Source organism: candidate division KSB1 bacterium (assembly GCA_034521575.1).
Taxonomy (GTDB): domain Bacteria; phylum Zhuqueibacterota; class Zhuqueibacteria; order Residuimicrobiales; family Krinioviventaceae; genus JAXHMJ01.
Window position 1 is genome coordinate 872,445 of sequence record JAXHMJ010000005.1, and the last position, 11,136, is coordinate 883,580.

An 11,136-nucleotide genomic window follows, 5' to 3' on the forward strand; every position below is an offset into this window, starting at 1 on the left:
GTATATACCAAAGCAGATTGTTCATTTGTTTCCATAAAAATACAATGAGCATTGGTTATGAACAAAATATAGAGAATTATACAGAATTGGAATGCATTCTTTTTATAAAGGCATCAAGAACTCAATACCAAATGTGTTTACAATTGATTCCGGGATTGTAAAGCTGTAACTATTATTGATTTGGAGGTTAACATGCAAAAAAAATTATACAGCTTGTTGCTTTTGCTTTTATTTGCTGTTAGTGTGTTTTCTGCAACAACAGGCAAAATCACAGGTAAAGTTATGGATGCGGAAACCGGCGAGCCCCTGCCGGGTACTAACGTCACCATTGCAGGCACAAAGATGGGGGCTCCGACGGATTGGAGGATCTTGTTTTTATCATTAATGTCTCTCCGGGCATCTATACCGTTTCAGCAAAAATGATGGGCTATAAAACATTGAAAAACATCAGGTAAACATTGACCGCACCACGACCGTCAATTTTTCATTAACGATGACTACCATAGAAGGCGAAGAAGTTGCCATTGTCGCTGAACGGGAGAAAATCCAAAAGGATGTTTCATTTTCACAGATGGCATTGACGGCCCGGGAAATCAACTCGATGCCGACAGGTGTGGATTTACGCGAGTCCATTGCCATGGGCGTCGGAATCGAACGGAACTTGTACGGGCACCTCAGTATCCGCGGCGGAGAAATTGATGAAATCGGCTACTTTGTAGATGATTTATCGCGCAACGACAGACGTGTCGGTATGCCGGTGATTAAAGTCCCGCAGTCCGCTGTAAAGGAAATCCAGGTATTAACCGGCGGCTTTAGCGCGGAATATGGGCAAGCCAGATCAGGTATGATCAATGTGGTGACAAAGGACGGCGGTCCCAATTATACCTTTAGTCTGGATTACAGAACAAGTCCGGCTGCCAGAAAGCATTTCGAACCCAATATTATTCTCTCCGGAAAACTGGTGGGACGTCGGCCGCTATTTATATCTGGAGCCCTCTCCGGACCGGGATGGTGACGGCACACCGGATTTCGAAGGATGGAACTCGTATATGGAACGAAACGGCGGTGAAAAAACAGTACCCGGTCCTTATGGGAATGCCGGTGTAGCCAAAAGTCCGGAAGAAATGCTGGAAATCTGGAAATATCAGCACAGACCGCAGGATTATGCCAATGAACCGGACCACTATATTGAATCCACGTTCGGCGGACCTGTTCCCTTTACCAATGATAAACTGCATTTTTTCTACAGCGGATATTTTGACAGAACACTGTTTGCATTCCGGTTTTCAAGACCCGCTTTCGTGGACCAGACGCATTCATTAAAATTGAATTAAACTGAATAACAATTTAAAGCTTCGGTACACGGGTAATTATGGTGAGACCAGATCGGTAACCTATGACGCAGAGCCGGGCAGGTATGTGGATGCCCATTACTGGGGAAACGTTAAAGATGCCATGGATGGAACCGCTGCGGGGCATCTCTTTAATTCTGACACCCGAATGGTGCATGCCAACGTATGGCGGACACTTCACGGCCTGGAGTTGGAACATGTGATCAATCCTCGGTCCTTTTATAAAGTCAGATTTCAATATGACAGAACAAAATACCGGGCCCATCCCGGCGAGATGCGGGATACCACAACCGTCAAAATGGTCGGAGATGTAAGGCTCGATGAAACCCCGCTAAACTTTGCTCCGAATCAATGCCGAAGATGTACTGAACATTCACCGTATGGGCGAGGATAAAGGCTGGCGGGATTATACCTGGTATGATGCCTTCCAGCTGCGCGGTGATTATACCAATCAGATAACCAACCGGCATCAGCTCAAATCCGGATTCAAAGCTACATTAAATAAGATGCATCTCGATTACGGCCGCCACCGCTGGAGCGACCACCGTATAGATCAGCCGCCGGAATATTGGACTGAACGCAATGTCTCTTACCTGGAAGTGGGCGCCTATATCCAAGACAAGATAGAATTTGAAGGCATGGTCATGAACATTGGTGTACGCATGGATGGCTTTAAATCATTCGAAGGTGCGTTCACCGATCCCTGGTCCTATTATTATACAAAAGGCGTCAATTATGACAGTCTGTATTATGCGCCCAGTAAAGTTCCGCCCATGAAAGTGGTTGTGAGTCCGCGGCTGGGCGTATCACATCCCATCACAGACAATGCCAAACTGTTTTTTAATTACGGATATTTCTTTCAGCGTGCTACCGTGGAAGATCTTTATACTGATATTCGCGAACAAACAAGCAGTCTGGAAATGATGGGAAATGCAAGATATGAATTTCCGCAAAACCATTTCTTACGAACTGGGTGTTGAACATAATGTTGCCGACATCTTTACCTACAAATTAACCGGCTATTACAAGGATGCATCCAATGAAATAGGAACCATTGCATTTCTGGGTGATACGTATCCGGGTTCCTATTATAGAAGAATGAACAACCGGTATCGGGATATTCGCGGATTTGAATTTGAGTTGTTTCTGCCTTATAACAAATATCTGGCGGAAGAGCTAACAAGTTATGATTACAGGTTGTCAAACAGAGGATGGTATGGATACCAGGCTTATTTTGAAGATCTATTCCGAAATATATGCAATCGCCCAAATCGAAGCAAACCGCGTCCACGCCCCAGGTTCAGGGCAAACCTGACCTTTCGAACCCCGGAATCCTTAAAACAGCCGGTTATGAACACGCTCTTTTCCGATGTTCAAATCACCACCTATTTACGCTGGGAAGCAGGCAATTGGCTGACCTATCATTCCGAAACGTATCCGGGTGAAGAAGAAAATAATATCCAGTGGACGTCCTGGCATAACATCGATCTGCATCTATCAAAAGGATTCAGGCTGTTTGGGATTTACACGGAATTGTATACAGAAATCCAAAACCTGTTAAATTCCAAATTTCTGGACGGCGACGGTAGTTTCTGGAACCAGTCACTCATCAGTCAGCAGCAGTATTTGGAACTTGTGGCTGAAAAGGGTATGAAACCGGGTGAATATGACGATCCCGATGTTCAAAAACTTTTGGATAAAGGAATGTATTATCTGCTGTATGGTCCGACACGCGATATCTGGCTCGGCATCAGGATGAGTTTCTAATTTTCCAATTCGACATGTACTATAAATGGAGATTTCAAAATGACGGTAGATAGATTTTTTAACTATTTTCCAATTTTGATATTAATATTTCGCATTTTCCAGGGTTCAGCGAAATTACTGGATTCTGATTGGGAAGATTTCAAATGGATGTTAATGATGACGGCTCGTATGAATTTTGTATCCGGCTGATTTGATGAAGAAGATGGTTGGGAATGCAGAAGAGTACAATCTCTTTTATGGCAAAAAACTGGACAGATCCCAACGGAACACTGTATGAATATCAGGTGGGAGGCATTTATCCTCACTCTTCCATAAATATATTCGATACGCTCCTACGAACATTATTGTGGACGGCGGAGATGTTCTGAAAATTTGAGCAGTATTGAAAGTATTTAGACGAAAATCTGACAGCCAATCGCAGAATGATCAAACACGTGTATATTTCAAGTATGGGATTACGTATCGTAGCAAGAACCTACGGGTTCAGTCATGAAGATTATCAGGATTTCGCTCTCACCCATTATATGTTTATCAATACGGGTGAAGCCAATGAAGTTGAAGATGGATTTACCGGATCAGGATTTAACAGACCTTTACTTGATACTGGACCGTTGGAAATCATGGCCTGACCAGCATTTGTCAGACCGTCACCATCCCGGCGTGAGTTCTCATTTTATGGATTATTACGGAGATGATCCGGAAGACTCGCTGCGGGAGTGTGCTTTACCGCTTGGGACGACAATGATCCGAGCAATGGCGAGTATGAAGATGAGGGCAATCCAGCCTATGCTACGGACTGGGAATTTCTGACATCTTATCGCGGAGATACAGCTTGTACATGCCGACCAAAGCAACAGGAATGCCACTAATGATCAAACAAAAGTTGTGTCGGTTTTGCGCGGCGCCAATTATGATCTAAGCAATTGGACCGAAGACGAGTTTTATTCATATTTAACAACACCCGGAAATTATCCTCCTCCCATAGATCCGGATACTCCCGGTATCGATCCTAAAAATGAACAGCAGCCCAGAGTATACATGTCAGTCGGTCCGTATGACCTGGCGTTTGCGAGATACCGTGAATATCGTTTTGTTTATGGGGGTTGGCGCCCGCAGTACCGAAGAATGCCGGGAATGGGGAACAAAGTATAAAAATGGTGAAATTACCGATACCCAGAAAAATGAGTTTCTGCGCTGGGGTAAAACGGATTTGCTGAACAAATTGAGCAGATCAAAAAAACTGTGGCGGGATGATTTACAGCTACCCGCCGGTATGAATCCTGAACCGCCTGCTGCCATAACCATTGAAAGCGGCCCGGGATATATAGATTTAAACTGGGAAGCGGTTCCGGATGCTGAATACTATAATATTTACAGAGCGCTCGGTGTGCAGGATTCAGTTATTTATCCTCTGGTCATGGAGGGTATAACAGAAACATCTATAAGAGATGACAGTGTTAAAAGAGGATTTGATTATTATTGCGTATTAACGGCCATGAACAGCAAAGATGCGGAAAGCAGCAAATACTGGGCTCGGACTTCGAGAAAATCTGCAGTTCCCAGAACAGCCCTGGGAGCGGAAGATTTAAAAGATGTCAGAGTGGTTCCGAATCCGTTTGTTTATGACAGATCCGGTCAGGGAAATTATACCGGTCAAAAAGACAAAATAATCTTTGCGGGCTTGCCGGGACCCTGTACAATCACCATCTTCACACAATCCGGCGACATTGTGGATGAAATCAATCATGATTCCGATGAGGGGACACACGATTGGTTCCAGGTTACCCAATATAACCAGTTTATATCGAGCGGTATCTATGTTTATCACGTCAAAAGTACAGAAGGTAAGGGCAGCATGATGGGCAAATTTATTATTATTCGATAGCGCTCTCTGTCCAATTTTTTTCAATAAAAGGAGTTGACAATGGAAAAATACTCTTTCAAAATATTAATAACAATGATCATTGTTTTGTCTGTTCCCAATATCATTTTTTCACAAATTCGTGAAGACTTTCCGGAATTTGAAAATGTTAAAAAAGTCGCTCAAACCGGATACCAATTTTTAAAAATCGGATCCAGTGCACGCAGCGCTGCCATGGGCGGAGCGGTGGTCACCCTGGAGGGAGATGCATCAACGGTATTTTCCAATACCTGCTGGTCTTGCTTCGATCAAAAGGAATTGGCTTTTGCCCAGTATTCCGATCCGGTTCGCAGAGATGAAACGTCAGGCCGTGTCTGCCGCATTCAATTTGGGCAGCTATGGATTCCTGGGTATCAATGCGGTGAACCTTGATAATGGTGACATTAAAGGTACCCGAATCAGCAATTCTAATCTGGGATATGAAGATACCGGTAATTTGAACGTCACAGAAATGGCCATCGGTCTCACTTATGCGCAGCGGTTCACAAACAGTTTCGGCGCCGGTATTACGGTCAAATATTGTGAACAGGATCTGATCGCCGAGAAATCTTCTGTATTGGCCTTTGATATCGGAACCCTGTACAATACCGGATGGAATGCCGTGAAAGTGGCGGTTTCTGTCCAGCATTTCTCAAAAGAGATAAAATATATCGATGAAAACTTTGTACTGCCTTTGACATTCCGAGTGGGTTTTTCGGGTGATGTTTTGCAAATGGTCAATGTGGATTCAGAACAGCATAAACTCATGCTTGCCCTGGAAGGTGTAAATCCCCGGGATTATTCAGAAAGGGTTCATATCGGCAGCGAATACGTGTACAATGATTTTTTGGCCATACGCGGCGGATATAAATTCAATTATGATGTGGAAAGTTTTTCCCTGGGTGTCGGATTCAGACACAAAGGCTTTCAATTCGATTATTCCTATTCCGAGTTCGGCTCCATACTCGGTATGGTAGACAGATTTTCTCTTGTTGTGGATTTTTAACCAGAAAATGCATGGTATTGGAAATACATTCATGTGGAGGAGGTGATTATCAGATAAATTGTTTCATTAATTCATAATAATTACACTCAAATAATTGGAGGAAGTCATGAAAAGGCAAATGATACAATTCATTTTAGTTGCAGTACTGGTCCTGGGATTCGGCACTGCTTTCGGTCAATGGGTTGTCTATGATTGCTCGGATCTGCCGGAAAACACATTTATGGGAGATTCGGCTTGGGTCGAACAGGACAATACGGATTTTATTACGGATAATGGTGTATCCGATTTGTTTTTCCGTGATTGAAGACCCGGATATCGAGGGCAATCATTTAATTCAGGTTGAAGAGTTAATCGGCGACCGCAAGGAATCGTTTATCAACAACTGGAATATTGAGGATCCATCTGTAGGCGTAACCTGTGTGTTCCGGACCAAACCCTCCCAGGGCATTCTGGATGCACAGGCTGATGATGACAATGATTACCGGTATTGCTATGTATCGCTACGCAATGGCCAATGGCGGGAAGAATTCCGTCTTGATTACCCGGGCGTAATCGACATTAATTATATTGATCAGGTTGTCGAGTTTCCAGAGGTAGTCGATTGGCATATATATCGATTTACCTTAAAAGGGAATGAAGTCAATATCTATGTGGATGAAAATCCGGAACCGCTTATTACCGGCATTACAGACAAATCCGTGGATCAAAATTACATCAAAATCGGCGATTCCAGTACCGGCGGCATGCATGGCTGTTTGTTCGACTGGGTTATCTGGGACAAAAGCGGCGCTTATGCACCGGGAGAAGGTATGGCTCTGCCCAGTGAACTGACAGGTCTGGAAACAGGCGTTGCCGCAAAAGGCACAAGCGCTCCTTCCAGTCTACAGCTGTTGCAGAATTATCCGAATCCATTCAATCCCGTAACCATGATCGATTATAAGCTTTCAACCGCATCCAATGTCACACTTGAAGTCTACAACACAATAGGACATAAAGTGCGGTCACTGGTGAATGCAGCACAAACAGCCGGTGATTACCGGGTGAACTGGAACGGTCAGGACGATGCCGGCAATCAATTGCCCAGCGGTATCTATTTTTACCGTCTGCAGGCAGGTCAGCAGGTTGAGATGAAAAAAATGACCATGATGAAATAGATTCATTGACAAAATCACAAAAGTGCCATGTATGTATTCTCACTGCATGGCACTTTTAGTAAAGGTGCATGACTACGGCTAAAGAAACAGATCTGGTGTATCCGGAGGGATATACGGTTAAAAAGTTAATTTCGATGCTGGTATTTTCGACGCAGACCGGGATTTGGGTAAAACTCGTCAGGAAAAAAGATGAAAAAAGCATTTAATCGTTATGTATTTTTATTGGCAGGTATTCTTTGTATTGTTTTGAACAGTTATGCCAAAGATGGATACAATCTTTGGCTGCAATATGAGCGTGTGAAAAATCCTCAATTGCTTCAACAATATAAACAGAATGTTACCGAGATTGTTGTTCCAGGCAATGGCAAAACATTTCAAATCATAAAAAATGAACTTTCCAGGGGATTGGCAAATCTTTTACAAAAAGATATGCAACAGTCCTCTCATATCACCCGCGATGGCGCTGTTGCGGTCGGATCGGTAAAAAGTTCTGCATGGATTGCATCATTAGGATGGGAAAAAGAACTCGGGAAATTAGGCGATGAGGGATATATCATCCGGTCTGCCGTTGTACAGGGAAAAAAAATCACCGTAATCGCTTCAGACGATAAAATCGGGGCTTTATACGGTTCCTTTCATTTTTTGAGATTGCTGCAAACCCGTAAACCCATCAACGCATTAAATATCATTCAGTCTCCAAAAATTCAGCGACGGTTTTTAAATCACTGGGATAATATTTATTCTACCCGCTTTGGCACGATAGAACGCGGTTATGCCGGAAAAACCCTGTGGAAGTGGGAGGACTTGCCGGATGAGATTGATCATCGATACCGGGATTACGCCCGAGCCAACGCATCAATCGGCATAAACAGTGTTGTCCTGAACAATGTGAATGCTGAGCCGCATATTTTAAAAAACGAATATCTAAAAAAAGCAGCAGCTTTGTCCGATATTTTCAGGCCGTACGGAATTACCGTATATTTAACCGCCAATTATAATGCCCCGATGAAGCCTTCAGAGACGCCGTTTGCATTTAAAAAATGGGGAGGAATCGGAAATTTGCATACAGCCGATCCTCTGGATCCCGATGTGATTCAATGGTGGACAAATAAAGTCGATACAATTTATAAATATATACCGGATTTCGGCGGATTTCTTGTAAAGGCCAATTCAGAAGGCATGCCGGGGCCTCAGGATTACGGACGCACTCATGCCGAGGGCGCCAATATGCTGGCCAAGGCTCTAAAACCGCATAACGGCATTGTCATGTGGCGAGCTTTTGTCTATAATTCCGATATTGATTCAGACCGTGCAAAACGCGCGTATAAAGAATTTGTTCCTCTGGATGGACAATTTGAATCGAATGTTTTTATTCAGCCGAAAAACGGACCGCTGGATTTTCAACCGCGCGAACCGGTTCATCCGTTATTCGGGGCCATGCCTCAAACTCCCCTGTTAATGGAATTCCAGATCACCCAGGAATATCTTGGTGAATCTACATATCTTGTCTATCTGGACTCCGATGTGGAAAGAAATTCTGAATTTTGACACCTATGCCAAAGGTAAAACTCATTTGTCGCAACCGTTATCGACGGATCTCTGGATAATCATTCTATGACCGGTATTGCAGGCGTTGCCAATACGGGTTCGGACCGAAACTGGTGCGGGCATCACTTTGCCCAGGCAAACTGGTATGCTTTCGGACGTTTGGCCTGGGACTATTCACTGTCTTCAGATGAAATCTCTGAAGAATGGATCAGAATGACATGGGGAAACGATGACAGAATTGTCAGTACAATAAAATCGATCATGTCGGGATCATGGGAAGCGGTTGTTAACTATATGACCCCCCTTGGACTGATTTTTACCATGGATGGACAGCATTATGAGCCCGGTCATGAAAAGCGCAATAACAGGTACTGGTTTGCCGACAGTCAGGGATTGGGCTATGAGCGTACCCGCAGCGGCACAGGCGCTGTAGACCAGTATTTTAGCCCCATAAATGATCGATTTAATAATATTAAAACAGCGCCGGAAAAATACATAAGCTATTTTCACAAAGTTGATTGGGATCATCAAATGAAATCCGGCAATACATTTTGGCAGGAACTCTGTCTCAAATATGATAAAGGTCTGGACTATGTCAACACAATGATATCATTGTGGGAGTCGTTAAAACCCCTGATTGATGATGAACGATATCAGCATGTTTTGAATAAGCTTGAAGAACAGCAACAGCACGCAGAAAAATGGCACAATAAAAGCACACAATTTTTTCGCAAATTCAGCGACTATCCGTGTGACATGAGATCTGCATCGTCTTCAGCCGAGTAAAGATTCAATTAATTTTAAAAACTGGAATGACACAAAAAATGAATATATGGAAGGCATATCAATGAAAATTATCAACAATCTATCGAGTTTCTTGATCCTCGCTTGCTCCTTATTTTTTCTAAATTGTACATTGATATCTCCTGATAACAATAAAAACAAAACAGACACAGACAAATTATTTTATGTATCCGATTTTGGCACAAAAGCAGATGGACAAAGCAATGATGCAGCTGCAATCAATGCGGCAATCACGGCATGCTCTGATTCAGGCGGCGGCGTTGTTCGTTTTTCAAAAGGAATCTATGCCACAGGTTCGATTCATCTGAAAAGCAATGTCACAATCAAGCTGGATTCCGGAGCCATTGTCAAGGCACTGACCGGCGTCATGGATCACTGGGAACCCAATGAACACGATCAGGGTTTAATGGATGCTGCGTATTACCACTGGGAAGCCTCTCTGATATGGGGCAAAAATCTCGAAAACATTAAAATATTAGGCCCCGGCACCCTGGATGGATCAGCATTAACCCGCAGCAGCGATGTTCCCAAAGGTACAGGAGACAAGGGCATCGCTCTTAAATTATGCAAAGACATTGAGATCAGGGATCTGAATATAGTACAAGGCGGACATTATGCCATACTGGCAACAGGCTGTTCGGATCTGACTGTTAACAATGTCAACATTAACACCAGCCGCGATGGAATTAATTTATCCCAATGCAGCAACGTCATAATAAGCGATTGTTATATTGATGCGGTTCGCTATGAGAACGGGGTTCCGGCCGGAGGTGATGATGCAATCAAACTCGGCAGCGATCTCTCATTAGGTGAAGCCCTGCCGAGCACAAATATCCGGGTAGTCAATTGTACGCTTGCAAGCGGCTGCAATCCCCTTCAATTCGGAACCGAAACAATCGGTACGTTTCAGAACATCCGTTTCGAGAACATTCGGATTAAAAATGCCGGCAAAGCCGGAATCAGCATTGACATCCAATGACGGCAGTGTGATCGACGGCGTAACGTATAAAAATATAAGCATGGAAAAAACATTTGTCCCCATTTTCCTCAAAATTTCGGATGTAGCGCGCGTACCCGCGGGTACATACAGCCGCGGTGTCATTCGTAATATTGATTTTGAAAATATTACGGCAACAGATTGTTTCAGTTATATAAAAAACAGAGAAATGCCTTCGGTGATTTGGGGCAAACCCGGCACCCCCATTGAAAATGTTACATTCAAAGATGTAAACATCCGGGCAAAAGGCGGACATCCGCTTTCTGAAGCGTCTATTCAACCATCAGAAAATGACGAAAGATTCCCGAGAAAAGTCGGCGCTATCCCTTCTTATGCCTGGTACCTCAGACATGTGAAAAATATCAGTTTCAGGGAATGTGAGTTCGGCTTTGAGCAAAATGACGACAGACCCGCATTTGTGATTGATGAGGGTTCCAGTGTGGAACTGTCCGACACTTTCCTGCAGAAAGGGTCCGGTATAGAATACCGCATCGAATTAAGAGAAAGGGTGCATGATTTCAAAATCCATAATTGTGACGGACTTGACGACGTCAATGAAAGCGCAACGAATAAAAGGTACTAAAAGCCTGTCTTGGTTTAAAAGTGTG

16 protein-coding genes are annotated in these 11,136 nt (G+C 43.6%); all 16 read left to right on the forward strand.

Translation table 11 applies throughout. The annotated features are described in order from the left end of the window. Nucleotides 1-192 precede the first annotated feature (192 nt). The 16 genes from U5R06_16825 to U5R06_16900 all read left to right on the forward strand — a co-directional run bounded on the left by U5R06_16825 (nt 193) and on the right by U5R06_16900 (nt 11,111). Nucleotides 193-423 (forward strand): hypothetical protein, encoded by a 231-nt coding sequence (locus U5R06_16825; GenBank protein MDZ7724414.1) that lies wholly within the window; start codon nt 193-195, stop codon nt 421-423. Nucleotides 424-493: 70 nt separating this feature from the next. Continuing rightward, a complete protein-coding gene (locus U5R06_16830) occupies nt 494-1,015 on the forward strand; it encodes a hypothetical protein (GenBank protein ID MDZ7724415.1) in 522 nt (173 codons plus the stop codon). A gap of 34 nt (nt 1,016-1,049) precedes the next feature. Then, nucleotides 1,050-1,334, forward strand: a complete 285-nt coding sequence (locus U5R06_16835) for a hypothetical protein (protein ID MDZ7724416.1) — start codon at nt 1,050-1,052, stop codon at nt 1,332-1,334. Between the two features lie 85 nt (nt 1,335-1,419). Beyond that, on the forward strand, nt 1,420-1,746 hold the full coding sequence (locus U5R06_16840; protein MDZ7724417.1) for a hypothetical protein: 327 nt from the start codon (nt 1,420-1,422) through the stop codon (nt 1,744-1,746). Further along, nucleotides 1,691-2,332 carry a TonB-dependent receptor gene (locus tag U5R06_16845; GenBank protein ID MDZ7724418.1) on the forward strand — a complete coding sequence of 214 codons (642 nt, stop codon included), beginning with the start codon at nt 1,691-1,693 and terminating at the stop codon, nt 2,330-2,332. The genes U5R06_16840 and U5R06_16845 overlap by 56 nt, the downstream gene beginning before the upstream one ends. Continuing rightward, nucleotides 2,292-3,119: a TonB-dependent receptor gene (locus U5R06_16850; GenBank protein ID MDZ7724419.1), complete on the forward strand. Its 828-nt coding sequence runs from the start codon at nt 2,292-2,294 to the stop codon at nt 3,117-3,119. The genes U5R06_16845 and U5R06_16850 overlap by 41 nt, the downstream gene beginning before the upstream one ends. A 434-nt stretch (nt 3,120-3,553) precedes the next feature. Beyond that, on the forward strand, nt 3,554-3,748 hold the full coding sequence (locus U5R06_16855) for a hypothetical protein (GenBank protein MDZ7724420.1): 195 nt from the start codon (nt 3,554-3,556) through the stop codon (nt 3,746-3,748). Nucleotides 3,749-4,134: 386 nt separating this feature from the next. Further along, the gene (locus U5R06_16860) at nt 4,135-5,004 is read left to right on the forward strand and encodes a hypothetical protein (protein MDZ7724421.1); all 870 of its coding nucleotides are present in this window, start codon (nt 4,135-4,137) and stop codon (nt 5,002-5,004) included. A 39-nt stretch (nt 5,005-5,043) separates the two neighbouring features. Further along, nucleotides 5,044-5,412, forward strand: a complete 369-nt coding sequence (locus tag U5R06_16865) for a hypothetical protein (protein MDZ7724422.1) — start codon at nt 5,044-5,046, stop codon at nt 5,410-5,412. Beyond that, nucleotides 5,336-6,025 (forward strand): PorV/PorQ family protein, encoded by a 690-nt coding sequence (locus tag U5R06_16870; GenBank protein MDZ7724423.1) that lies wholly within the window; start codon nt 5,336-5,338, stop codon nt 6,023-6,025. The genes U5R06_16865 and U5R06_16870 overlap by 77 nt, the downstream gene beginning before the upstream one ends. Nucleotides 6,026-6,131: 106 nt before the next feature. Continuing rightward, nucleotides 6,132-6,329: a hypothetical protein gene (locus tag U5R06_16875; protein ID MDZ7724424.1), complete on the forward strand. Its 198-nt coding sequence runs from the start codon at nt 6,132-6,134 to the stop codon at nt 6,327-6,329. After that, complete coding sequence (locus U5R06_16880; GenBank protein ID MDZ7724425.1) at nt 6,298-7,179, forward strand: FlgD immunoglobulin-like domain containing protein; 882 nt, start codon at nt 6,298-6,300, stop codon at nt 7,177-7,179. The genes U5R06_16875 and U5R06_16880 overlap by 32 nt, the downstream gene beginning before the upstream one ends. 189 nt (nt 7,180-7,368) lie before the next feature. Then, nucleotides 7,369-8,727, forward strand: a complete 1,359-nt coding sequence (locus tag U5R06_16885; protein ID MDZ7724426.1) for an alpha-glucuronidase family glycosyl hydrolase — start codon at nt 7,369-7,371, stop codon at nt 8,725-8,727. Between the two features lie 66 nt (nt 8,728-8,793). Then, nucleotides 8,794-9,513 (forward strand): hypothetical protein, encoded by a 720-nt coding sequence (locus tag U5R06_16890; protein ID MDZ7724427.1) that lies wholly within the window; start codon nt 8,794-8,796, stop codon nt 9,511-9,513. Between the two features lie 61 nt (nt 9,514-9,574). Continuing rightward, nucleotides 9,575-10,510 carry a glycosyl hydrolase family 28-related protein gene (locus U5R06_16895; protein MDZ7724428.1) on the forward strand — a complete coding sequence of 312 codons (936 nt, stop codon included), beginning with the start codon at nt 9,575-9,577 and terminating at the stop codon, nt 10,508-10,510. Further along, nucleotides 10,473-11,111 (forward strand): glycosyl hydrolase family 28 protein, encoded by a 639-nt coding sequence (locus U5R06_16900; GenBank protein ID MDZ7724429.1) that lies wholly within the window; start codon nt 10,473-10,475, stop codon nt 11,109-11,111. The genes U5R06_16895 and U5R06_16900 overlap by 38 nt, the downstream gene beginning before the upstream one ends. The last annotated feature ends 25 nt before the right edge of the window (nt 11,112-11,136 follow it).